Consider the following 23,362-nt stretch of genomic DNA (forward strand, 5'->3'; position numbering starts at 1 on the left):
CCGATCGGAGTCGCCGGCGCGGATCCGCTTACGCGTCCTCGATGTCGCTCGGCTCGAGCCTGTCGTCGTCGCCGCCGGGCCGGAGGCTGCCGCCGGTGGCCACCCGGAGGCTCGCCCAGATGAGCACCACGTTGACGAACGTGACGGCGACGACGTACTCGGCGCGCGAGGCGATGTAGGCCGCGGCCGGGAGCACGCCGCCGAGCACCAGGAAGACGGCGTGCTGGAGCGAGAAGTCCATACGGGGGAGTGTGCGGCCGCCACCATATAGTCCAAGCGGATTTTCATGCCGCGGGAACGGATGGATATTATATGGTTGGCTACCCGTAAGCGGACCCATGAGCCGAACCGAGACGGCAGGCGCGCCGACGGACGACGCGGGCGGCGACGAGGAGTTCGATCCCGTCGGCACGCTCGCGCTCATCGCGGTGTACTTCGCGATCCTCGTGATCGCGTGGGTGTACATCTACTACATCGAGTTCCTCGGCCGTGACCTGGTCGTGGTGGGGTGATACCGGATGCACATTCACGCCTACGAGAAGATCTGGCTCGCGTTCGCCATCGTGTTGATCCTGTTGCTCCTCGGCTCCGTGACGTACGGAGCGGTCGGGCCGGGGGTGGCAATGGTCGCCGACAGCGAGGGACAGATCGACGCGACCGCGCTCGACGAGGACGAGCGGTTCGCCGAGCCGCGCGTCGAGCAGGTCGGCGAGAACCACTACGCGGCGTACGTCGTCGCCTACCAGTTCGGGTTCGAGCCGGACCCGATCGTCGTCCCGGCGAACAGCCGGGTGACGCTACACGTCACCTCCCGCGACGTGATCCACGGCTTCGAGGTCGTGGGAACGAACGCGAACACGATGGTCGTGCCGGGCGAGGTCTCGGAGATCACGGTCGAAGTGGGCGAGCCGCAGGAGTACGGCCTCCTCTGTAACGAGTACTGCGGGGCCGGCCACCACGCCATGGAGGGGAAACTCCACGTCGTTCCGCGGGAGGAGTTCGAGTCGTCCGACGGGGGTGAGAGCGCATGAGCGACGCGCTCGAGGCGGAACAGACGTTCTACGACGAGTTCCCCGCGGAGTCGAGGGTCGTTCGGTCGTCGCTTCTGGGCGCGTTCCTCGCGCTCACGCTCGGAGCGATCTTCGGGATCATCCAGACGCTCCACCGGACCGGTATCTTCCGCGGGATCATCGCCTCGACCGACTACTACACCCTGCTCACCGCACACGGCGTGTTCCTGGCGATCAGTTTCACCACGTTCTTCCTCGCCGGGCTGTTCACGTGGGCCGTCGTTCGCAGCCTCGACCGGCCGCTCGTGAACATCAAGATCACCTGGACGTGGTACGCGCTCATGGCGGGCGGGATGACGATGACCGGCGTCACCATCCTCGCCGGCCTGGTCGACGCCGTCGACATGAGCGCGGACGTGCTCTTCACCTTCTACGCGCCGCTTCAGGCGCACCCGCTCTTCTACACGGGCCTCGCCGTGTTCATCGTCGGGACGTGGCTCGCCGGCGCGGACTGGTTCCGCACGTGGCTCGCGTGGCGCGAGGAGAACCCGAACGAGCGGATCCCGCTCCAGACGTTCATGGTGTTGACCACCATGATCATGTGGTACATCGCCTCCTCGGCGGTGGCCGCGTCGGTGCTGATCTTCCTCCTGCCGTGGTCGCTCGGGCTGATCGAGTCGGTGAACCCGACGCTCACCCGGACGCTGTTCTGGTTCTTCGGCCACCCCGTCGTCTACTTCTGGCTGATGCCCGCGTACCTGCTGTGGTACACCGTGCTCCCCTCGATCGCCGGCGGGCGGCTGTTCAGCGACCCGCTGGCGCGGGTCGTCTTCGTCCTCTTCCTGCTCCTCTCGACGCCGGTGGGGATCCATCACCAATACCTCGACCCCGGCATCGCCGAGGGGTTCAAGTTCATCTCGATGACGAACACGATGTTCCTGCTGTTGCCGAGCCTGCTCACGGCGTTCACGGTCGTCGCCAGCGTCGAGTACGGCGCGCGCCGGCGCGGCGGCACCGGGATCTTCGGCTGGCTCCGGGCGCTCCCCTGGCGGAACCCGGCGTTCACCGGGATGATGCTGGCGGGGCTGATGTTCGCGGCCGGCGGGTTCTCCGGGATGGTCAACGCCGGCATGAACGTCAACTACATGATCCACAACACGATCTGGGTGCCCGGCCACTTCCACCTCACCGTGGGGACGGCGGTCGCGCTCACGTTCATGGCGGCGACCTACTGGCTCTGGCCGCAGATCACCAACAAGCCGATCTACAGCAGCCAGATCGGGCTGTTCCAAGTCGTCCTCTGGTTCATCGGGATGGCGCTCATGTCGAACGCGATGCACGCCCAGGGGCTCCTCGGCGTCCCCCGGCGGACCGCCGAGCCGGAGTACTCCGGGTTCGACTACCCGGTCGCGTTCGGCGGCTTCGAGGAGCTGAACGTCCAGATCGCGATCGGCGGGACGCTGCTGTTTCTCTCGACGGTCCTCTTCATCGGGAACCTCGTCCTCACGATGGGGAACCCGCGCGTCTCGGGGATCGCGGAGACCCTCCGTCCCGCGCTCTCCGGCCCCGACGACGCCCCCGAGGTCCTCGACGACCTCCGGATCTGGAGCGGGATCGCCGTCACCCTCGTCGTGCTCGCGTACGCGCTCCCGCTCGCGGCGATCATCAGCGACGGCGGGCTGCTCGGTCCCGGCGTCGGGACGTATCCGGTGTGGATCGACGCCGCGGCCGGGGCGCTCGCCGACGTCGCTCTCCCGGCGGCGTGGTCGCTCGTCGACGCGCTCGCGCTCCTCGGCTCCCGCCTCCTGGACGCGGTCGCCTCGGGGGTGGTCGCGTGAGCCTCGACGTCACCCGCGGCGGGCTGTTGGTCGGGCTCGCGATATTCGGCGTCATCGTCTACGAGCTCCGGACCGTGCTCGACGCCCTCGGCGTCAGCCTCCCGATCGTGCCGTACATGGCCGGCGTGTTCGTCCTCGCCGGCGTGGCGATCTGGCTCGTGGTGCTCACCGGCGGATGGCGGACCGAGCCCGAACCCGACGAGGCCGGCTGACTCGGCGAGGCCGACTGATCCGACGAGGCCGGATCGACCCGGCCCGACGGGCGGATCCGGGTCGACGGGGCGATCCGGACCGACGGGGCGATCCGGGTCGCCGGTGGCTCTCCGACCGGTGCGGTTTTGCCGACCCCGACCCTCCCTTCCGTATGGCCCGAACGCGCGTCGTCGTCCGCTGTGCGGACTGCCGGTTCGAGTCGATCCACGACCGGCTCCGGTCGGCGAGGGAGACGCTCACGGCCCACGAGGCCGACGCCGGTCACGCCGTCGACTGGCGGATCGAGTCGCTCGCGCCGGGCGTCGAGCGCGCGGGCGCGGACGCCGGCGTGTGCGGCCTCCCGGAGCGTTCGAACGGGGACTCCCCGCTCGTCGATCCGGATCCCGATCGGGACATCTCCGACCCCTGAGGCCGAGTCGTCGCGCGCCGAGCGGATTCCCGAGGGCTACCCGATCGAGAGCGACTCCGCCTCCGCCCACCGCGGCTCGAACTCCTCGCTCACGCTGGCGGCGAACTCGGCGTCCTTGATGTCGATCATCGCGAACGGCTCCTCGCCGGAGAGCGGGTGTGGCACCTCGATACACACCTCCAGCCCGTCGAAGACGTTGAACGTCCCCTCGACGCCCGGCGTCGTCCGAACCGAGAATCCCTCGTTGTCGGCGAGTTCGGCGGTGTAGCGGCGGCCGACGCTGCGCGGGAGCTCGTCGACCGTCTCCGGCGAGAGCAACACCCGGACCTCGACGCCGCGGTCGAGCGCCGCCTCCAGCTCCTCCGTCACCCGCTCGCCGACCGTGCCGAGGTCGAAGCCGGTCGCGGGCGCGCCGGCGACGACGACCATCCGGCGCTCCGCGGCCGCGATCCGCTCCAACAGGAGGTCCGTGGCGTCCTCCGCGCCGACGGCGGCCGTCCAGAACTCGCCGTCGACGGGGTCGGTCGCGTCGAGCTCCGTCGACAGCTCCTCGACGACCGACGCGTACTGCTCCGCCTGCGCTTCGAGCTCCCGCTCCTTCTCCTCGAGCAGGCGGTCGAGCGCGGCGTCGGGCTCGACGCCGACGTACTTCTTCGGTCGGCTCGCCGCCTGACTGCGGACGAGGTCGTGACCCTCGAGACTGTTGAGCACGTCGTATATCCGACCCATCGGGACCTCGCTGGCCCGCGAGAGGTCCTTCGCCGTCGTCGGCCCGGTCCGCAACAGGGCGCGGTACGCGCGGGCCTCGTACTCGGAGAGACCGAGGTCACGAAGGGATGCCATACCCTCACGTGTCTCGGTGTCGGTATAAACGCGTCGGACGTTTACGGTCGTTCCGTCGGCCGGAGCGCGTCGGCGGGACGAGGGGACCGATCGGCCCCGCGTCTCGGCCGCCTGACGCCGTCGGTCGCGGCGGTCACTCGACCGTCTCGGCGACCCGAGTCATCAACTCGTCCGGCGTTGTCGCGGGGGCGGAGACGGCGTCGCCGGCGGCCACGACGGCGGCCCCCTCGGGAACGGTTCGCGGCGCGGTGGCGTCCTCGCGGTGGGCGTTCGGGACGACGACCTTCTCGTGGTCGGCGACGCGCCAGGCCGCGCGGTGGAGGTCGCTTCCGGGCTCGTCGCCGACGGCGATGACGGTCGTCCCGCGGAGCAGCCGCCCGACGAGGCTCCCGTACCCGGCGACCTGAACGCCGAGCCGGTCGGTCGCGCCCGCGAACGCCTCTGCGGTCTCGCGGGCGACGTCCCGGTAGCGGTCCTCGCCGGTGAGCGCGGCGAGGTCGACGAGCGCGGACGAGAGCTCCACGTTGCCGTCGAGCGGCCTGAAGGGGCGGTCGAGCAGCCCGGCACCCGAGCGCGGGCCGTCCACGAACGAGCCGTCGACGTGGAGCTCCGCGATCGCGCGATCGGCGACCGCGCGGGCGACGTCGGCCCCCTCGCCGAGCACGCCGGCGGCGCGGACGTACGCGCCCACGACGCGAGAGATGTCCTCGAGGAGGTCGCGCGGGGCGTCGTCGCCGGTCCCGTCGTCGACGTCCGTGGGTCGATAGTGGGTCACGACGCCGGAGTCGGGGTCGATCAGGTCGCGCTCGAGGCCGTCGAGGATCCGCTCGGCGTACTCGCGGGCGCGGTCGTCGTCGGTGTAGGCCGCGACCGCCAGGAGCGCGTCGGCCGCGAGCGCGTTCGCGCCGGCGAAGACGGTCAGATCACGCCGGGGCGGGTCGAGGTCCGCGCGTTCGTCGGCGGGGGCGGCGTAGTAGGCCCGGCCGAGCCCCGGTCCGAGGCTCCCGCCGACGCCGTAGCCGGTCCAGAGGTCGTCGGTGAGGAACTCGACCGCCGCCGCGGCGGGCTCGCGGTACGCCGCCTCGCCGGTGTAGAGGTAGGCGTTCGCGAACGCTCGCGTCACCGCCGCGTTCGTATCCGCCGGCTTCTCGTAGGCCACGTCGCTCCAGTCGCGCGCGCCGGCGAACCGGAAGAAGCCGCCGGCGACCTCGTCGGCGAGGTGGTCGCGGACGGCGTCGAGGGTGCGGAGCGCGCGGTCGCGGTCGCGCTTCAGCGCGAACTCGACGGTTCGGGGCAGCGGGAACTTCGCGTCCGTGCCCCAGCCGGCGTACTCGGCGTCGTACTTGGTCTCGAGCTGGCCGGCGAGGTGGCTCTCGATCGCCTCCGAGAGCTCCCCCGCGGGCGGGCGGTCGCCGTTCAGCGCGCGCGGGATCCGGCCGGCCTCGCGGCCGTCCTCGTTCCACATTCGGTGGACGGACTCGAGCACCTGGCGCATCCCGTCGACGCCGAAGTAGCCCGCGCCGGTGAGCAGCTCGCCGTCGGGCGTGAGGAAGGCGGTCGTCGGGAACCCGCCCATGTTGTATCGCTCGCGGACGCGCGGGCGCCGGTCGACGTCGACCCGGACCGGGACGAACCACTCGTTCACGTTGGCGGCGACCCGCGGCTCGGCGTAGGTGGTCGCGTCCATCTCGTGACAGCCCTCACACCAGGTGGCCGAAAGCGAGAGGAGGACGGGCAGGTCCCGCTCGTCGGCCTCTGAGAACGCCTCGCGGCCCCACTCGCGCCACTCGACCCGCGTCGCGTCGGTCATGGCTCACGCTCGGGTCGGCGGGTGGGTAAGCGCTTCGAGACGCCGGGCGGGATCCGGATGCCGGCGCTGGGTCGGAGGGGGGAGAGAGCCGTCGGAGGGCGGACGACGGGAGGGCAGCGTCGCCGGCGGAGGGCGATCGGTTCCGATCAGGCGTCGGCGTCGTCGGCTCGTCTCCGGGCGTCGCCGGCTCCGCGGCGCGCGTTCGACGCGGGGGGGTCCGTGCGACCGTGACGATCCGTCACGTCGGGACGGTCCGTCACGCCGCCGGCGTCGGAGGAGCCGGGGTCGTAGTCGTGGCCGACCGCGAGCGCGACCGCGTTCGCGGCCAGCAGCCCGACGAAGTAGAGGCCGTTCGTCCCGTCGAGCCCCGCGGACAGCAGGAACGGGTAGCCGATCGGGAGGACGATCGCCGCCCAGAACGCGGCGGCGCGGACGGCGCGAACCATCCGCTCCGCGAGGGGGAGGTCGAAGGCGAGTCGGTTGAGGGGGACGCGGGTGGACATCTGACGACCGGGACAAGGGGCGGTACCCACATATAGCCCGCCGAGGGTTCGACGTAATTCACACCTTGTACGGGGTTTCGCGACGTTTTAAAATCGTCTCAAAAATAGTTAAAAGGTTCAAAACGCTCTCAGAAGATTCTTTCACTGTATCCGAAGGTGATTCCACGATCCGGCCGATCGGGGGCGAACTGCGGCTCTCAGGGACGAAACGGAGCCCGGCTGCCGGGGGGCGAAGCGATTTACCCCTCCCGCGGCCACCGTCGGCCATGACACGCGACGAGGTCGACGAGGGTGACGAGCACGAGGAGGGTGGAAGCGAGCGCGACGGGAGGCGACCCCACGTGTGCGTCGTCGCCTGCGGCGGGACGATCGCGTCGGAGCCGGGAGACGACGGTGTCGCGCCGGCCAAGACGGGAGCGGACCTCGTGGAGGCGGTTCCCGGCGTCGAGCGGTACGCGACCGTGTCGGCCCGCGAGGTGTGTTCACAGCCGGGGTTCGACGTGCGCTGGCGCGACGTGTTCGCGACCGCTGCCGCGGCCCGGGAGGCGGTCGAGGAGGGCGCGGACGGGGTCGTCGTCACGCACGGGACCGACACGCTTTCCGACACCGCCTACGCGCTCGACGTGTTGACGGACCTGCCCGCGCCGGTCGTGGTGACGGGCGCACAGCGCCGCCTCGACGAGCCCTCGAGCGACGTGCCGGCGAACCTGACGCTCGCGGTTCGGGCGGCGGCGGACGACCGGTTCGCGGGCGGCGTCCACGTCGCGTTCGACGACGAGCTCCACGCCGGCCGCGACGTCGTGAAGGGCCACAGCAACGCGCTCTCGACGATGACCTCGCCGGCGACCGCGCCGGTCGCGACGTTCACCCGCGCCGCCTCCGATCTGATCCGGGAGCCGCGCCGACGGGTCGCGGTCGACCCGCTCTGTGGTCCCGAGGGGCCGATCGACCCGTCGGATCCGACCGCGGCGGCCGACCGCGTCCCCGAGGTGCCCGTGATCCACTCGGGGACGGGGGCCACCGCGGCGGGGATCGAGCGCGCGCTCGCGGCCGACGTGGGCGGGCTCGTGATCGAGGGGACCGGCCTCGGGAACGCCACGGCCGCCATCGGCGACGCGGTCGCGGAGGCGATCGAGGAGGTACCCGTCGTCGTCGCCGGGCGACCGGCGGGTCCGACCGAGCCGGTGTACGGCACGCCGGGCGGGGCGGTCACGCTCGCGGACCACGGCGTCGTCTTCGCCGGCGACCTCCCGGCCGCGAAGGCCCGCGTGGGGCTGGCGCTCGGGCTGGCCGCCGGGGTCGAGCGCGGGGATCTGCCCCGCTTGTTCGGTCGACCGTAGCGGGTCGGCGGGTCGGCGAGTCGCGGCGACGCGGCGGGCGGAGATCCGAGGGACGGAGACCGGTAGCACAGAGAGTCGTTTGTGCCTCCACGAAGCCCTTATCAGACACCGGCGTACGGCCGCCCATGAGACGGATCAGCCGACGATCGACGCTTCGCGGCATCGCGGCCGCCGGAGCGGCCGGGATCGCCGGCTTCGGTGGCTGTCTCGGCGACCCCGGCACCGGAGCCGACGGCGGAAGCGATCCCGACCCGGAGACCGCGGTCCACCAGGTCGGCGGCGCGCTCTCCGGGCCCGCGTGGCGGCGGACGGAGCGCCCGGGCTTCGTGACCCTGTTCGACGAACGCGACGCGGTCGAGTGGCTCCTCCGGGACGCGCCGCCGGAGACGGTCGGGTTCGTGGACGACACCGACTTCGAGGAGTCGGTGCTCGCCTACGTCGAGTCCGTCGGCCGGAACACCTGCGAGCGCCTCGTCGAGTTCGCGGACGTCGCGGTCGACGACGACACCTTGACCGCGACGGCCGAGGCGACCGCCGGAGACGACGCCGAGGGGGACGTCGGCTGCGGCCAGGCGATCACGTACGCCGGCGCGTTCCTCCGGGTCACGGCCGACCCGCTCCCGGCGTCGATCCGGGTCGAGGTGACCGACGGCTGGGGGACCAGTACCGAACTGACCGGCGAGGACGGCGTCCGCGACCCGGCGGCGCTCGACGGGTTCGTCCGACCCGACGACGACCCGCCGAACGTCCCGCCCGCGCTCTCGTGTCCCGACGATGGGTTCGAGCGCCACCCGGCGGCCTACGAGGGGGAGGTGAACTGGGGCTCGGGCGGCGGCGGCGGCGGCGGGTCGGGGCTCGAACTCAGGGTCGTGGATCCGGAGGACGACGGCGATTCCGACGACCCGAACGACGCGCTCCGGTTCGAGCGCGGCGACGCGTTCCGCGTCGAGATGACGAACGTCTCCGCGCGGCCGGTCGGCGTCGGCAACCGCTCGAAGTACAACCTTGAGGCGGAGACGGAGGGCGGCTGGACGGACGTGCGCGGGAGCGACGACGGCCGGTTCGAGTACACCGACGAACTGGTCCCGGTCCGGCCGGGCGAGACGGTCGAGTGGTCGTTCGCGATGGACGAGGCGGGGATCGTTGCCGAACACCCGAACGACGACCTTCGGGTGTGTCCGGACCTCCGGTCGGGACGGTATCGGTTCGTCCTCTTCGGAGCCGACGACGTCGCCGTCGCGTTCGATCACGTCGCGTAAGGGCGGACTGTCGCGTAAGGGCGGCTGTCGCGTGAGAGCGGAACTGTCGCGCGAGTGGACGCGTATCGGCGAACCGGGTCTCAGACCGACCCGGTCCGCCCGGCGTCCACGGCGGACCGCTCGGCCGAGAGCCGAGTCACGGCGGATTCGACCTCCTCGACCATCTCCGCCTGTCGCTCGTTGGCGGCCGCCAACTCCCGGATCTCGTCGGTGACGTGGGCCGACCGCTCGACGATCTCGTCGACCGTGGCCGCGATCTCCTCCGCCGCGGCCGCCTGGTCGTCGGTGACGTCGGACACCTCGCGGATCCCCGCCGCGGTCTCCGAGACCGCCTCCGCGATGGCGGTCAGATCCGACATCGCGTCCTCGACGCGGGCGACCCCGCGGGAGACCCGCTCGTTCGCCGCCGTCAGGCTCTCGACGGTCTCCTCCGTGTCCGCCTGGATCCCGGCGACCATCTCTTCGATGTCGCCGGCGTGGCGCTTTGACTCCTCGGCGAGCGACTTGATCTCGTCGGCGACGACGCCGAACCCGGAGCCGGCCTCGCCGGCGCGGGCGGCCTCGATGGAGGCGTTGAGCGCGAGCAGGTTCGTCTGCTCCGCGATCCCGTTTATCGCGTCGACGAACTCGTCGATCTCGCCGACGCCGTCCTGAAGCGCGGCCACGTCCGCGGCGGCCTCGTCGACCGCCTCCCCGATGTCGTCCATGACCTCGGCCGCGTCGTCCGCGGCGTCCCGGCCGTCGCCCGCGAGCGTCTCCGCGCGGTCGCTGGCGTTCTCGACCTGGTCGGCCGTGGAGGCGACCTCCTCGACGGTCGCGGAGAGGTTGCCCACCTCCGCGGCGATCTCGCGGATCCGGTCGGACTGCTCCCCGGAGGCGTCGCGGATGGTGGCCGCGCTCTCGGCGACGTCGGTGGCGGACGTCTGGAGGTCCTCGATCGGGTCGCGAAGCTCCTCGCGGACCTCGGTCATCAGCCGCTCGTTTCGGCGCGACTCGGCCTCGATCTCCCGGCTGTAGGAGTGGATGTACGTGTCCGTGACGACCTGCGTGTCGAGGTTGACGATCCGGAGGATCGAGAGGAGGTCCTCGACGGCGTCGTCGACCTCCGCCCGGACGACGCTCTCGACGTCCTCCCCGACCGCGCCGTCGTGGTTCCCCCCGGCGTCTCCGGTCGGGGTCGCGGTCGAGCCGCTCGACCCCTCCCCGGCGACCGCCAGCCCGCCGTCCGTGGCCGCGCCGGTCAGCCGCTCCGTGAGCGACTCGACGAGGCGGTCGCCGACGATCGGCAGGATCAGGTCGTAGTAGACGCCGTACTGGCCGAGGTAGTGTTTCATCGGCATCTCCAGCAGGTCGTGGATCTTGCCGATCCGCGCCCGGTCGGCGAAGTAGTCGGCACCGTACTCGCCGCCCGCGAGCGTCACGAGGTACGCCGACTGGGTCCGTTTGAGCTGCTCGATCCCCTTCTCGGAACGACCGATGACGTCGACCGTCTGTTGGTGGTCGGTGAGGTTGTCGTAGAAGTCCTCGGCGACCCGATCGGCGTTGGCCGCGAACGCCTCCTCGTACCGCTCGAGCCGACGAACGTCCTCCTCGTCGAAGCCGACGAACGCCTTTCGCCACGCGATCTCGTCGTCGTCGAGGCCGATCTCGCCGACCAGCTCCTCGACGTCCAACCGATCGTTCAGTCCGCCCTGCCCGAAGTCGTGTCGTCCGTACTCCCCGGAATAGCCCATGGTTCGGCTCCGGCCGCAGCCGTATATAAGCGATCGCGGCGAGATCCCAGATGGGATAATCGGGGGGCTGCGGGCGGCTGTACGGAGACCCCGACCGATTAGGCGACGGCGTTCGCGATCGCCGTCTCGAGCGTGGTGCGGTCCTGTGCGCCGACGAACCGGTCGACCGGCTCGCCGTTCGCGTACACGACGAACGTCGGCACGCCTCGAGCGCCGAGCCGCTGGGCCAGTTCGGGCAGCGCGTCCACGTCGACCGTCGCGACGACCGCGTCCGTCTCCGCCGCGAGCGACTCGACCGTCGGCTCCATCATCCGACACGGTCCGCACCAGTCGGCGTAACAGTCCACGAGCACGGCGTCGTGGTCGGCGACGAGCCGCTGGAACGCCTCGACGCTCTCGACCTCGACCGGCGCGGTCGGCGTTCCGGGATCGGCTCCGGCGTCGGGGTCGCCCGCGTCGCCGTCGTCCGCGGCGTCGACGCCGCCCGCGGACTCGCCGGTCCCCTCCCCCTCGAGCCGCTCGCGGAGTTCCCTGCGTTTTCGCTCGCGGATGCGCTCGCGCTCGCTCCGTCCGGACCGTTCCTCGTCGCCCGGTTCCCGATCGGCGTCGCTTCGGTCGGCCTCGCTCATGCGAGAGTATTGTGTTTTTTGGACAATATACGTTTCGATCGGCGGGATCGCCGTGGCAGAGTTATATGCCGCCACGTCCTCAGATGACACATGAGCGACACCGACGCGGTCCGCATGGACGACGACGAGCGCGACGAGTTCCTCGGGCGGTCCGGAACCGGCGTCATCTCGCTCGCGACGCCCGCGGGCGACCCGCCCCACAGCGTCCCGGTCTCCTACGGCTACGACCCGGTCGAGTCGGTCCTCTACTTCCGGCTCTCCGTGGGACCGGACCGGGCGAAGGGCGACCTCGACGGCCGCGAGGCGACGTTCGTGACCTACGGGGAGCGCGACGGCCGGTGGCGAAGCGTCGCGGCGAGCGGGCGGCTGGTGTCGACCACGGACGAGTCCGTGGCCGCCGAGACCATCGAGGGCCTCGAGCGGACCGGCAGGATCCCGATCGTCGACGTCTTCGGCGAGCCCACGAGCGAGGTGACCTTCGCGTTCTACCGGCTCGACCCCGAGCGGTTCACCACCCGGATCGAGCGGCCGATGGACCCCTGAGATCGGAGCCGGCGATCGCCCGGACCGCCCGGATCGGGCGGGGAGTCGACGGGTCGACCCCGGCGCTCAGACCTGTCCGACGGCGACGAAGCCGACGTAACAGGCCGCCACCAGCACGCCGGAGTGGAACAGCGCCCCGTACCTGCCGCGCGCGGCGGCCCCGGCGAACCACCCCGAGGCGAGCATCGTCGCCTGCGCGACCACGTAGAGGCGGAACCGCTCCAGTTCGGGGTGGACGAGGTCGGGATCGACGGGGGCGTCGAGCGCGGCCGCGAGCGCGAGCAGGCGGTCCGTCTCCATCACGCCCGCGTTGATCGCGGCGACCACGCCGGCGACCGACAGCGCCGCGACCCAGCCGACCACGACGTACCGGCGCATCGCCCCGCGGAGCGCCCGCTTCTCGTGGGTCAGCCGGTCGACCTCGACCTGGAGCGTCTCGAACACCTCGTCGACGGTGCTCCCGGCGTTCAACGCCCCGGCGACCAGCCCGACGGTCCGGGCGGCCAGCGGCGTCCCGACGCGGTCGACGAACCGGTCGAGCGCCGCGGCGCGCACGTCGCTGCCGGCGGCCGACGCGTCGACCGCGGGGCCGTCGGCCGGAGAGTCTCGACCGCCGTCGTCGACGCCCGTGACGACGGCCGCCCCGCCGCTGCCGGTGGTCGTCAGCGAGAGGTTGAACGCGAGGTCGGCGACGTCGTCGCGCAACACGCCGAGATCCGTCTCGCGAGCCGCGGCCGCGACCGCCTCGGGGAACGGGCGGCCGACGGCGGCGTGCGCGGAGACCGCGTAGACGAGGTCGGCGACCCGGCGGTCCTTCGCGTCGTCGATCTGACCGCGCCGGGCGGCGACGAGCCCGACGGGGAGCGCGAACGCGACGTACGCCAAAAGCGCGACGTTCACGAGCGGATACCCGGCGTACGCGAGCCAGGCGGCCGCGGCCGCCGCGGGGACGGCCGCGACGGTCGACGCGCTCGCGGGGTTGGACGGCGCGGACGCGAGCACGGCGCGGATCCCCCTCGGCCGCCGGTAGCTCGTGCGGGAGTCGACGGGGCGGAGCGCGCCGGTGGCGGCGATGCCGACGAGCCCGACCGCGAGCAGGAACCCGACGGAGGCGTAGACGGCGACCGCGCGCGGCGAGACGGCCCCGACCGGCGTGTCGACCAGCCGCGAGAGATCCGGCGCGAACACGCTCGTCACCGTGACGGCGACGACGAGCAGCGCCGGCAACACGAGCACCAGCACGAACAGCTCCGCGATCGGTTTCAGGTATCGCCGCGCCCGCGTCCGGGCGTGCTCCTGTCGGTGCGCGAGGAGGCGACTCTCGGTCCGGAGGAACTCCGCGAGCGCCTCGTCGCCGGCGGAGACGTGCTGGCGGAACTTGAGCAGGAACGGTGCGAGCAGGTCCCGCGAGGGCGTGTCGCGGGCGACGCGGCGGAGCCCGGCGTCGAGGCTGCCCGTGAGCCGCGCCGCGTTGAGCGCCTTCCGGAACGAGACGGCCGTGCCGCCGTAGGCGTCGTTCTCCGCGACCTTCGCGATCAGCGTCCGGGCGTCGTCGCTCCCCGAGGAGAGCGCGTCGAGGTACCTGACCGCGCCGGGGAGCGTCCGCTCGATCCGGGTCCGGCGCGCGGAGACCAGCCACCGGAGGTAGAGCCCGCCGGCGCGGACCGTCGCTCGCTTGGCGAGGAGGCCCGCGACCGCCGACAGGGCGACCGCGAGCGCGGCGGGCGGCGGGACGGGAACGGGGACCGGCACGCGTGCGCCGAGACCTGACGCGAGCGCGACGGACGCGCCGGGAGCGACCGCGACGGCGACGAGGAAGGCCGGAGCGACCGCCGCGAGACACGCGACCCACGAGAGCGCGTACGTCCGCGCGAGGTACGTCTCGAAGCCCGTCGACGGGTCCGCCCCGCGGTAGCGCTGTCTGTCGACGTCGTGACGGCGGTCGTCGGCGTGGCGGGCGAACAGCGCGCCGAGGAGCCGGTCGAGCCGGGCGAACCGAGGGGGGCGGGGACGGTCGGCGGGGTCGTCGCGTCGGGCCCCGACCCCGCGTTCTCCGCGGGTCGACGCCCGCGTGCCGCCGCTCACGGCGCGCCCCCGGACCGGTCGTCGTCGCGCGGCGCGTCGTCGACGTGTGCGTCACCGGCGCGTGCGTTCCCGGGTCGGGCGTTCCCGTCCGCGTCGGTCGCGCGCCGAATCGACCGCGCGGCGCGCTCGACGGTCGCGGCCTCGTCGGCCCGGAGGTCGGCGAGGAACTCGAACAGTTCGTCGAAGTCGTCGACGCCGTCGCGGACGAGGTACTCCACGTAGCGGTGTTTGGCGGCGAACTCGGACTCGACCGCCTCGAGGTCGCGGTCGGTCCGCTCGGCGAGTCTCGCGAGCGCGTGGAGCCGCCGGCCGCCGTCGTACGAGCCCGCGGCGTCCGCGGTCGGCGCGCCGTCCATCCGGAACCCGCCCGCGGGGTCGCACCACGCGACGGTGTTGTAGTGGACGCTCGTGTCGTCGCGCTCGATCACGCCGGCCCCGCCGTGTTTCGGGTCGCCGGTCCGGCTCCGCGTCGCGGCCGGGTCGAGCGCGTCGTACTCGGCGGGCGAGAGCGGCTCGACCGCCTGTGCGACGTAGCGGTCGCCGCCGACCTGCCGCGGGAAGACCACGAGGTCGATCTCCCGGAGCAGGTACGGCGGGAGCCCGCGCTCTATCGCGCGGTTGACGAGCGTCCGCACGTCCGCGGCGTGGGTGGTCCCGACGACGCCGTGGCCCGTGTAGAGTGAATATCTATTAGTACCTGTAGTCTAATCATTTGCCTGTATCATGGGCGATCCTGAAACACAAGCGGCCATGACCTACCCCACCAAGCCCCAATATGAGGGATGGAAGGAGGATGCCGCCGACATGGATATGTCGGTTTCTGAGTGGATTCAGGCTATGGTCGAAGCCGGCCGAAAGAAGTTCGACGCCGGCGTTGAACCGGACGAAACGCTCCAAGAGGTACGGAAGCACCGCAACGATCTCAAGGAGGAACTGGACCACGCCCGCGAGCGTATCCAAGACCTAGAAAACCAGCTTCACCACGGCGAACAAGCCGCAATTCGGGGGTTTGTCGAAGAAAACCCCGGCGCTACCTTTGAGGACATTACCCGCCACGTCATTGAGACTGTTCCCGAACGGGTGAACCGTCATCTGGACGAACTCGAAGGTGACGTGTTGTACGTCGACGGCGAAGAATACTACCCACAGGAGGAGAGTTGAATATGTCCGAGTTACGGACGCCGCTGGACCGCCTCGGCGTATTCAAGGAACTTTCCGATGTTCCTAGCGCCCGCCGATTCCACCAATTCGCACCCTCGTATGAGGGCAAAGATACGTGGATGGAATACCGGGCGACGGTAGAACTGTCGGACCGTATGGCCGAAGAGTGGACCCGGTTCGCTCGTCGGTGGAAAGAACACATGGACCACCAAGGACGGCACCACGCCTTAGCTCAGCCGGCGGATGTCGAAACATGGTCCGAAGACCTACTGAATCAATTCAGCCGGGATAGATCCTACCAGCATTGGAACGTGATTGAAGGGTTCTATGAGTGGCTGAAGTGGCATACGGACCACCCCCACACCTACAACCCGTTTCACATGGCCGTTTCCGAACCTGACAGTAGCGCCCGTGAGATATGGACCCGCAAAATCGAGAAAGCCAATGACTGATTCCGACAGAGAAGCACTAGCCGAAGCGTTCGACCGAGAACTAGACCCGCTCGCCAAATACGCGGAAACTTTCGAAGAGACTGGTGTAGACCCGTTTGAGGTATACGTCGATGAACGGCTCTCAAACAAGGACTTGTCAAAGTCGACTGTCGGAGAGTACCACCGGACCTTCGAGGAGTGGCGGGCGTTCATGGCTAGGGAAGGCCGCCATCCCGCTTGTCCGAACGAGAATCACATCAAGCGGTTCATTGAGTACCTACAGGATGAACGCGAGAACGCCGCCGGAACGATCAAGAACCGACTCATGTACCTCAATGCTCCGTATCAGTATTGGCAGGATGATGCCGCCTTTCCCCACCCACAGGATTACAATCCGATTGACCTAGCGAAAGAAACCGTCGAACTGAACGGCGCTTCCCCAAAGGAACCCCCCGGTTGACCGTCAAAGAGCTTCGGGACAAAATGGTCGATATTACGCATATCCGGGACCGGGCGATTGTCCTAATTCAGTTGAAACTCGGCCTTCGCGCAACCGAAGTGTGTAACCTGAAGCTCTCAGAAATCCACCTCGCCAATAGCGGCGTTCTGAACCACTACGACGAGATGGGGTCGGTCAGGGCTTTGAAAAACCGCGAAAATGCCGTGTATATCCCGCATGATCGGGAGGGTAACAAGTCACGCCGACCGCGTGTTCTCCCGCTCGATGATGAACTCCGCCACGCGCTTCTACAGTATCTACTAATCCGGCCAGACAACGGAGAACCGTGGCTGTTCCTCTCCAAGAACGGCCGGACTCAGCTCCGACAAAAGAACGTCAATGTGGTGTGGAAAGATGCTTTCCACCCTGAATACGCCGAAACAGAAGATTTCCGAGCCGTTACGAGCCACTACGGTCGACACAGATTCACGACGTTCTGGCGTGTTGAAGAGGACTTGAACCGTGAACTAATCAAGTATATGCGGGGCGATACCGCTGGTTCAGCTACACTCGATGACCGTGGGGCGATTGATGAATACATCCACACCTACTACGAGGACATTGAGCCGATCTATCGGGAACGGATCTATAAGTTGGGGCTGTAGTCACCCCACATGTTATGGGTAAGAGACGGATATTTGTACCTGTAGTCGACTATCTGACCTAATGGGGATTGCTCGGTTCCTAATCAAAATATTTGGTGCCTTTTTGCTGATCGCGGTTATATTTGCTTTCTTCCCACTATTCGCCGCAATAGCGATCACGATAAATTGGCATGGGGCGGCCGATAAATTGGACTTTTTACCGGGTATCGATAGTGAGGAAGCACTAAAATCATTCCTCGCCGGACTAGGGTATGGGTTAGTCCTTTGGTCTATTCTTATAGTCGTGGGAGGTGGTTCAGACTCTTCTCAGCCAAGCAATACCGCAGAACCAACTTCAAACACAAATCCCACACCTGACCCGTCAACGGAACAGGCTCCGGTTCAGAACAATTCGACACAGACTGAAGGAGACAATGAAACCGAGCCATCATCCGATGATGAGATACAAGCCAATACAACCGTAGAGACATCTACGAACCAAACCACATCCGACGAAGAGGAGAATCAAGTGACAATTGTGGATGTCGTGGATGGGGATACGGTTGATATTCGCTTTGGAAATGGAACTAGAGATACTGTACGTTTACTTGGGGTCGACACTCCAGAAGTGAACGGTCAGAACGATCCCGCCGAATTTGAGGGAGTACCAAACAACGCCAACGGCGAGCAATGTCTCGCAACAGAAGGTAGTGAGGCAAGTGACTATGCGGAATCTCGATTATCAGGTGAGACGGTTGAGCTTCAATTCGACTCTCAATCGTCTCGAAGGGGTTCGTATGGCCGATTATTAGCATACATTGTCGTTGATGGCTCAAATTTCAATTACCAACTTGTATCCGAAGGGTATGCTCGTGTCTACGATTCAGAATTTGAACAGTCAGATCGGTTCTACTCCGCTGAAAGCGAAGCACAGAGAAGTGAGATCGGAGTTTGGGAGTGTAGGAATGTAGAAGAGACTACTACAAGCGACACGTCAACTGGATCCTCAAGTAGCGGAGATAGTCTCGCCGTGGATTATGTCCATGCCGATGCCGAAGGTAATGATCATGAGAATCTGAATGATGAATATGTTGTGTTTGAAAATACGGGAGGTTCCACGCTAGATATTGGCGGATGGACGGTTGAAGACGACGCAGACCACACCTATACAATTCCGAGTGGAACCGAGATCGATTCGGGACAAACAATCACGTTATATTCCGGGTCAGGGAGTGATACAGATTCAGAACTGTACTGGGGTAGTAGCTCTGCCATTTGGAATAACGGTGGAGATACTGTGATCGTTACCGACAGAAGTGGGAATACAATTATCGACTACTCTTATTCATAGCGCGAACACAGATTTCCCTTCAAGTGAACAGGGTTCACAGGGTTTCACCCTACTTTATTTCTATATACAACTCTCCTCTTTCACTCTCACTATTCAATAGACATGAGAAAATGCTGTGAACCCTGTGATCCCCGGCAATAGTTGAAGAAAAATCCATTCAGAGACGCTACCCTTAACCAACATTGAGGGTCCAGAACCCGCCGGCGTTGGTTAAGACTCTCCCAACTCCTCAAGATCAATCGGTGGGTGATAGTATATCTCGCCCGTCTCTTGTCGCCGCTTCAAGTTACGGTCCTCATCGACGGTTTCCCATTCCCATGAGAACAGTCCAGCCAACGTCACCGTGGGATATTCGTCCGCCGGGTCAGCGTCAAGCTCATCAAGTCGTTGTTTAATCTCGCGTTTACTCTTCCGTGTCATTGTCGGGTCGTAGCTGTTCGGCCCATGCCTCCCGAACCAACCGTTCGGGCGGATCGGGATACTTGTCTGAAAAATGCTGTTCAATCACACCGACGCCGTCAACCAAGTCGCCGTCGTCTAACTCTTCGATCTTCGATTCGATCTCACGTTTTGATTTGCGTGGCATAATCAGGTTTATAGGTCCAGCGTCGCCCGCGCGGTGGGGGAAAGGTGTTCTTCCGGAGAGTCCAGTATCGCCCGCTCTTGTGTGGTTAATCGACCACCGTAAGCGGCCTTCAAGTCGGCCCATAGATAGGCGTGAATCGATACCTGTTCGCCGGAATCCAGATCGTCTAATGCCGCTTCGATCTCCCGTCTACTTTTGCGGGCCATCGTTTGTATGCTCCTCAAGTTGGTCCAGCCGTTCGGACAATTCTTCGAGGTCTTTGTCGGCCAGATACTTCCGCCGGGTCGACAGCGCGGAGATAATCACACGTAAGTATTTCAGTCGGATTCGTTCCTTCTCCGGCGAACGGATTCGACCCTCACCAAGTGATTTGTATCGCGCCTGTTCGACTACGTCGCTTAACTCCGCTAAGGCGTCGTCGCGTTGAGATTGTATCTTATCGGATTCGTCTGTCATAGGTATTTACTCGGCTGATTTTTGCTGATTGCCGTCTCACAATGTGTCGCTTAGATTCCGCTTACGCTCGACAATTGATTCCCGGTCAAAACCGCCACCGGGGTACTGAAAAAATAAAATCCGCGGCCGACTGATACCGATACCATGCCTGTAGGTCCCTCGCCTTCCGGGTCATCGGGATACTGATTCAATAGCTAATGTCGTACTCCTGTTTGAGATCCCCCACCCGGTTCTGTTGCTTCCGAACGGTTCCAAGCGATCGAAGCGACTCCGCCTCCGCTTCATGTCCATGCTCAATCAACCACGCATAGACCCGCTGAATGTCACCCTTACTGGACGTTCGGAATTCATCGTGTTTCGGATCGAATTCCGGGTGTTGGCGGATTAGCCGAAGCTGTTCCTGAATTGAATCCGTGCGTCGTACCTCGCTCGCGGCGTCATCTCTCCCGCGTTCCTTGAGCTTTTCATAGCCCCGTTTCACTTTGCCACCGTTCGGCGTCTTTGCGTTATCCGTCTCTGGATCGAAGCCTCTGATAGACTCTGAGCTACTCATAGATTGTCCTCCAATTTCTGTCGGACGCTCCGCCAACTCCGGGAGTGGAGGCTGTTTTTCAGCGTCTCAAGTGCCGCCTTCTTATCCTCAAGCTCTTCGGCGTGTTCCGGCGTGCGACCCTTCATGAGGTCAATACGCCGCTGTAAAGTGTCGATCTCGGCTTGGATCTCCGAGTTGCTGTTCAGCGTATCTAAGTCGTACTCCTCCTTGAGAGTGTCAACAACCACCGCCGGAGACGTGTCGCCGTCAGAATTTGCTTTCTCGCGTTCTAAGGCGTCCTGAAACTCTTTCCGCTTCTGTTCAATCTCGTCAGTAGTGTTCGTACTCATGGTTGAATTTCTAACTGCTAAGTCCTCGCCCCGATGGGTCATCGGCCGAGTGTCTAACAGCCTTCGCGGGCTTCCTGACAGATCACGCCGACCAACGCGGGGAGGTCGATAATCTGAATCAAGCCGATCGTCAGAACAGCCACGGTCCCGTTCGCATGATCGGCGAAGGCTAATATCGCTACCAAAACGACCGCCACCGTGTTCCGATCAACTAACTCGGATAGTGTGACGTTCATTGGTACTCTCCTAATCCTGTTCCGTGGGATTCCGCATTGTCGTCTGACGGCTCCGGTTCTGGACGGGGCGCGTCGTTAGTCAACTCAAGGCCGACATAACACCGGGTCCGGCTTCCATCAACGGTCCGCTGTCGCTGGACCACGTCGCCGCGTTTGGTTAGCTCGGCCGTGAACTTTTGGAGTGATTCACGTTCTAAGCCATTGTTTCGAGAGAACCGAAGATATGAGTCGTATGCCCCAACGGTTCCCCCGCTTGTGGTTCGCTTCGGAACGCTCCCACCGTCGTCGGTGTTCGCATATCGCTCGATGAATTGCTCAATACTGTTCCCATACCGCTCCCACTTCTGACGATTCTCGAAGGGGTACGGCTCATTAGTGAATTTCCCCTGTTCCATCAATCGGACATAACCGTCTATTGCCCAATTCAGGATCCCCGGAAGTTCGCTTATCAACTTCTCTGTGAGCTGTGGATCTTGGTCCTCGCGGGGAACGCTTTCAGGGAAGAACACGGTGAGCCATCGATTCCAGAACCCGTCGTCATCAACGTCGCGGTCCGGCGCACGGTTGGCCGCGAAGATATGCTTCGTCGTCGGTGAAAACTTGAACACCGGCTTTTGCTTTCGCTCGGCGTCCAAGGCGTCGCCGGCGATTATCTCTTTGACCTTCCCCGTGTTTTCAATCGTTGAGTTATCCAGATCGTTCCGGATATTGATCGCCGTGTTCACAAGCCGCGCCGGTCCCCAACGCTCATTAGCGAGGTACTGGACGCTTGTGCTACTTGTGGCGGTACTGTCGTCGCCGCCGAATAATGCTCGAACCACGTCTAAGAACACGCTCTTCCCGGCGTCAGTCGGCCCGAACAGGATTAGGGCCTTCTTCCGCGGAAGATCCCAATGGTGTAGGCAAAACCCAACATACTCCTGTAGGAGCGGGATCGATTCGGGTTCGACCACGTCACCAAGAAACGCCTTCCATTGGGGACAATCCGCTTCGGGGTCGTATTCCGTTTCAAGCCGCCACCGAACGCGATCGTCCGGCTCAATCGGCCGACAGTCGCGCGTCTCCAAGTCCAGAAGGCCGCTCTTGGTAGCAATGGTTCCGGGCGGGCCGCCACCGAAAGCCGTTTCATCGGCGCGTGAGCGGGCTTTCAATTGGTCCAGCACTTCCGTCCGTAACCGACTCCTGTAGTGATCGCCAAACTCGGAATCCAGCCACCGCCGGACAAATTCCTCACCGTGGCTATGCCAGATCCCAGACGTATCGCACCAGTACCATTCTTCGCGTTTTGACAGCCACGCGATCCGTTCATCCGGAATCTCTCGAAGCGCGACGTTCTTTAACTCCTGTAAGGAGAGGTCGGCATACGGATCCCGGTCGCGTTCTCTCACGGTCCAGTCGCCGGCGTTCTTGAGGAAACTATCTCCTCCCGCTACCTCATTAACGGCCATCGTTTCGGCTGTCGTGAACCGGTCCGGATCCTCGAACCGTTTGACAAGCTCGGCGGCGTCGTACTCTTCGGTCGACTGGACTTTGACGACTTGCCCCTGTTCATCAAACCACGTTGAATCAATCGCGTTCTCGAAGGGTGTTTCGCGGGTCTGACCGCCGGGGGCAACGCCCGACGATCCACTCTTCGGCGGCGTCCAGCCGCCTTCTTTCGCTTTATGGATTAGTGTGCCAAGTGTGACGCCCGCGCCTTCCGAAGCGTCCGACCAAATCCATTCAATGCTACTCTCGGCGGCGTCATCGAATTTGCCGCCACGTTTCGACCACTTCTCGAACAGTCGCTTTCCCCTACTTCCGTCGTCAAAGTCGTGAACAGCAAACCCGATCCGTATCCAGTCGGTATGAGGTAGATCGGGGTCGACGTGGGATAGTGCCTCTTCAATGTCTTCGTCGGTAAGGTACTCCTCGCGGTCGCCGGCGCGGCTGGATTGCGCTTCTGTTCCCAACGACGGGGCGCGATCGTGAACCGACTTGTAGGCGTCAAACAGCCACGGCGCGGGATTGATGGATTCGATCGTTCTCCCGCTTAGGCTATGCGGCTCGCCCGTAAACACCGTGAACTTATTCTGTAGGATGTCAACGCCTTCGTGTTCTCCAAGTTGGCCATCGGTCCACCAGTCGGGTATCTCGCGACCTTCCACCGGGATATGTAACCCCGTTCCGCTGGTTGAATATTCGACGTATGTTCCCTCGAATCTGTCCAGATCGGGAACCCAACTCTTGAGGCTTCCATCATCCGCAATCCCGCCGTCAATGTCGATACAGGCATAACGCCCGGTTTCATAGTCGTCGTTTCCGGCGGCCATGATGTAACCAATACCCCAACTCTCGCGGGCTTGTGCGGCGTCTCTCGCCGCTTCAAACGTATGCCATGTCTCCGGGTTGGACCAACTAATGTTGAAGTCTCCCTTCCAATGCGGCCGCTTAGGTGTCTCACCAGAAGCGTCCCACATGAGCCATTGATCGCGGGCCTTCAATTCGTCTGGAATTGGTCCGTACTGTTCAACCGAATCCGCCGGGGTTGAATCCGCTCGGCTCATCGGGCCACCTCCTCACGGACTCGAAGCTCACAGACACCACACCGGTAATCCGTCAATTCGTCCGGCGTTGACTCAAGCGTTGGCCGGTCGCAATCGGGGCAATTGAATCCAGCGTAACGACTTTCAACCTTCGGTTCGCTTACTGATTTAGACGGAACCCCACAACCGTCTATGCTCTGTCTTCGGCTCACCCTTCCGTCACCTCTTGAATATCTAGTCGACCGTCTCTCACACCGTACTGGATACTATCAGCGTTTTCAACGCCAAGCCTATCCAGATCCGTCTTTCCAAGGAACAGACAAACACCAAGCGTCTCTCCGTCTGCCGTAGTGTTGACTGTCGCTTGTGCGTGTTCGGTCCGCTCGATACTTCTCTCTCGCGTAGTAGCATTATTCATTATCTAGCGGTAGAATTG

Annotated in this window: 26 protein-coding genes and 1 pseudogene; 13 read left to right on the forward strand and 14 right to left on the reverse strand. The window is 65.3% G+C overall.

Annotated features, from left to right (window positions below):
• Positions 1-28: 28 nt before the first annotated feature.
• Positions 29-241, reverse strand: coding sequence for a hypothetical protein (locus tag AXA68_RS01070; protein WP_066411632.1), 213 nt, complete (start codon positions 239-241; stop codon positions 29-31).
• Between the two features lie 97 nt (positions 242-338).
• Here AXA68_RS01070 and AXA68_RS16985 point away from each other — a divergent pair, with 97 nt between their 5' ends.
• The 5 genes from AXA68_RS16985 (at position 339) to AXA68_RS01090 (ending at position 3,470) form a co-directional block, all read left to right on the forward strand.
• Entirely contained in the window at positions 339-512 is a 174-nt protein-coding gene (locus AXA68_RS16985) for a hypothetical protein (protein ID WP_198530006.1), read from the forward strand.
• 6 nt (positions 513-518) lie between these two features.
• Entirely contained in the window at positions 519-1,031 is a 513-nt protein-coding gene (locus AXA68_RS01075; RefSeq protein ID WP_066411634.1) for a cytochrome c oxidase subunit II, read from the forward strand.
• Positions 1,028-2,848: a b(o/a)3-type cytochrome-c oxidase subunit 1 gene (locus AXA68_RS01080; RefSeq protein ID WP_066411636.1), complete on the forward strand. Its 1,821-nt coding sequence runs from the start codon at positions 1,028-1,030 to the stop codon at positions 2,846-2,848. Before AXA68_RS01075 ends, AXA68_RS01080 begins: the two co-directional genes overlap by 4 nt.
• On the forward strand, positions 2,845-3,060 hold the full coding sequence (locus AXA68_RS01085; RefSeq protein ID WP_066411638.1) for a CbaC protein: 216 nt from the start codon (positions 2,845-2,847) through the stop codon (positions 3,058-3,060). Before AXA68_RS01080 ends, AXA68_RS01085 begins: the two co-directional genes overlap by 4 nt.
• A gap of 152 nt (positions 3,061-3,212) precedes the next feature.
• The gene (locus tag AXA68_RS01090; RefSeq protein WP_066411640.1) at positions 3,213-3,470 is read left to right on the forward strand and encodes a DUF7542 family protein; all 258 of its coding nucleotides are present in this window, start codon (positions 3,213-3,215) and stop codon (positions 3,468-3,470) included.
• Positions 3,471-3,506: 36 nt separating this feature from the next.
• On the opposite strand, the gene AXA68_RS01095 is transcribed toward AXA68_RS01090, so the two are convergent.
• From AXA68_RS01095 to AXA68_RS17205, 3 genes are all read right to left on the reverse strand, one after another.
• Positions 3,507-4,313 carry a TrmB family transcriptional regulator gene (locus tag AXA68_RS01095; protein ID WP_066411648.1) on the reverse strand — a complete coding sequence of 269 codons (807 nt, stop codon included), beginning with the start codon at positions 4,311-4,313 and terminating at the stop codon, positions 3,507-3,509.
• Between the two features lie 133 nt (positions 4,314-4,446).
• Positions 4,447-6,123: a DUF255 domain-containing protein gene (locus AXA68_RS01100; RefSeq protein WP_066411650.1), complete on the reverse strand. Its 1,677-nt coding sequence runs from the start codon at positions 6,121-6,123 to the stop codon at positions 4,447-4,449.
• A 146-nt stretch (positions 6,124-6,269) separates the two neighbouring features.
• Positions 6,270-6,626, reverse strand: a complete 357-nt coding sequence (locus tag AXA68_RS17205) for a hypothetical protein (protein ID WP_232745035.1) — start codon at positions 6,624-6,626, stop codon at positions 6,270-6,272.
• 266 nt (positions 6,627-6,892) lie between these two features.
• On the opposite strand from AXA68_RS17205, the gene AXA68_RS01110 reads away from it, so the two are divergent.
• The gene (locus tag AXA68_RS01110) at positions 6,893-7,966 is read left to right on the forward strand and encodes an asparaginase (RefSeq protein ID WP_066411653.1); all 1,074 of its coding nucleotides are present in this window, start codon (positions 6,893-6,895) and stop codon (positions 7,964-7,966) included.
• 125 nt (positions 7,967-8,091) lie between these two features.
• The gene (locus AXA68_RS01115) at positions 8,092-9,225 is read left to right on the forward strand and encodes a hypothetical protein (protein WP_066411662.1); all 1,134 of its coding nucleotides are present in this window, start codon (positions 8,092-8,094) and stop codon (positions 9,223-9,225) included.
• Between the two features lie 80 nt (positions 9,226-9,305).
• Here the strand turns inward: AXA68_RS01115 and AXA68_RS01120 are convergent, their stop codons facing one another.
• Positions 9,306-10,958 carry a globin-coupled sensor protein gene (locus AXA68_RS01120; RefSeq protein WP_066411671.1) on the reverse strand — a complete coding sequence of 551 codons (1,653 nt, stop codon included), beginning with the start codon at positions 10,956-10,958 and terminating at the stop codon, positions 9,306-9,308.
• 98 nt (positions 10,959-11,056) lie between these two features.
• Positions 11,057-11,587 carry a thioredoxin family protein gene (locus tag AXA68_RS01125; RefSeq protein ID WP_066411673.1) on the reverse strand — a complete coding sequence of 177 codons (531 nt, stop codon included), beginning with the start codon at positions 11,585-11,587 and terminating at the stop codon, positions 11,057-11,059.
• A 90-nt stretch (positions 11,588-11,677) separates the two neighbouring features.
• Between AXA68_RS01125 and AXA68_RS01130 the strand changes: the two genes are divergently transcribed.
• Positions 11,678-12,130, forward strand: coding sequence for a pyridoxamine 5'-phosphate oxidase family protein (locus tag AXA68_RS01130; protein WP_066411682.1), 453 nt, complete (start codon positions 11,678-11,680; stop codon positions 12,128-12,130).
• 66 nt (positions 12,131-12,196) lie between these two features.
• Here the strand turns inward: AXA68_RS01130 and AXA68_RS01135 are convergent, their stop codons facing one another.
• Both AXA68_RS01135 and AXA68_RS01140 read right to left on the reverse strand, forming a co-directional pair.
• Positions 12,197-14,215 (reverse strand): type II secretion system F family protein, encoded by a 2,019-nt coding sequence (locus AXA68_RS01135; protein ID WP_066411683.1) that lies wholly within the window; start codon positions 14,213-14,215, stop codon positions 12,197-12,199.
• A pseudogene (locus tag AXA68_RS01140) lies at positions 14,212-14,898 on the reverse strand (secretion system protein); the annotation flags it as partial. The gene AXA68_RS01135 and the pseudogene AXA68_RS01140, both read right to left, overlap by 4 nt.
• A 40-nt stretch (positions 14,899-14,938) precedes the next feature.
• Here AXA68_RS01140 and AXA68_RS01145 point away from each other — a divergent pair.
• The 5 genes from AXA68_RS01145 to AXA68_RS15815 all read left to right on the forward strand — a co-directional run bounded on the left by AXA68_RS01145 (position 14,939) and on the right by AXA68_RS15815 (position 18,241).
• Positions 14,939-15,376 carry a hypothetical protein gene (locus AXA68_RS01145; protein ID WP_066411693.1) on the forward strand — a complete coding sequence of 146 codons (438 nt, stop codon included), beginning with the start codon at positions 14,939-14,941 and terminating at the stop codon, positions 15,374-15,376.
• A 2-nt stretch (positions 15,377-15,378) separates the two neighbouring features.
• Positions 15,379-15,828, forward strand: coding sequence for a hypothetical protein (locus AXA68_RS01150; protein ID WP_066411695.1), 450 nt, complete (start codon positions 15,379-15,381; stop codon positions 15,826-15,828).
• Positions 15,821-16,267 (forward strand): site-specific integrase, encoded by a 447-nt coding sequence (locus AXA68_RS17210; RefSeq protein WP_232745036.1) that lies wholly within the window; start codon positions 15,821-15,823, stop codon positions 16,265-16,267. The genes AXA68_RS01150 and AXA68_RS17210 overlap by 8 nt, the downstream gene beginning before the upstream one ends.
• Entirely contained in the window at positions 16,264-16,911 is a 648-nt protein-coding gene (locus AXA68_RS17215) for a site-specific integrase (protein WP_232745037.1), read from the forward strand. The genes AXA68_RS17210 and AXA68_RS17215 overlap by 4 nt, the downstream gene beginning before the upstream one ends.
• 61 nt (positions 16,912-16,972) lie before the next feature.
• Positions 16,973-18,241 (forward strand): lamin tail domain-containing protein, encoded by a 1,269-nt coding sequence (locus AXA68_RS15815; RefSeq protein ID WP_080505126.1) that lies wholly within the window; start codon positions 16,973-16,975, stop codon positions 18,239-18,241.
• A gap of 403 nt (positions 18,242-18,644) precedes the next feature.
• On the opposite strand, the gene AXA68_RS16575 is transcribed toward AXA68_RS15815, so the two are convergent.
• The 6 genes from AXA68_RS16575 to AXA68_RS01170 form a co-directional block, all read right to left on the reverse strand.
• Positions 18,645-18,827 carry a hypothetical protein gene (locus tag AXA68_RS16575; RefSeq protein ID WP_157884766.1) on the reverse strand — a complete coding sequence of 61 codons (183 nt, stop codon included), beginning with the start codon at positions 18,825-18,827 and terminating at the stop codon, positions 18,645-18,647.
• A 189-nt stretch (positions 18,828-19,016) separates the two neighbouring features.
• Positions 19,017-19,283, reverse strand: a complete 267-nt coding sequence (locus AXA68_RS15820) for a hypothetical protein (RefSeq protein WP_080505127.1) — start codon at positions 19,281-19,283, stop codon at positions 19,017-19,019.
• Positions 19,284-19,470: 187 nt separating this feature from the next.
• Positions 19,471-19,836 (reverse strand): hypothetical protein, encoded by a 366-nt coding sequence (locus tag AXA68_RS16580; RefSeq protein WP_157884767.1) that lies wholly within the window; start codon positions 19,834-19,836, stop codon positions 19,471-19,473.
• Positions 19,833-20,165: a hypothetical protein gene (locus AXA68_RS01160; RefSeq protein ID WP_066411697.1), complete on the reverse strand. Its 333-nt coding sequence runs from the start codon at positions 20,163-20,165 to the stop codon at positions 19,833-19,835. Before AXA68_RS01160 ends, AXA68_RS16580 begins: the two co-directional genes overlap by 4 nt.
• A gap of 53 nt (positions 20,166-20,218) precedes the next feature.
• Positions 20,219-20,401: a hypothetical protein gene (locus AXA68_RS01165; protein WP_066411706.1), complete on the reverse strand. Its 183-nt coding sequence runs from the start codon at positions 20,399-20,401 to the stop codon at positions 20,219-20,221.
• Entirely contained in the window at positions 20,398-22,947 is a 2,550-nt protein-coding gene (locus AXA68_RS01170) for a phage/plasmid primase, P4 family (RefSeq protein ID WP_066411709.1), read from the reverse strand. Before AXA68_RS01170 ends, AXA68_RS01165 begins: the two co-directional genes overlap by 4 nt.
• Between the last annotated feature and the right edge of the window lie 415 nt (positions 22,948-23,362).

The organism is Halorubrum aethiopicum (genome assembly GCF_001542905.1).
In the GTDB taxonomy this organism is placed as follows: Archaea; Halobacteriota; Halobacteria; order Halobacteriales; family Haloferacaceae; genus Halorubrum; species Halorubrum aethiopicum.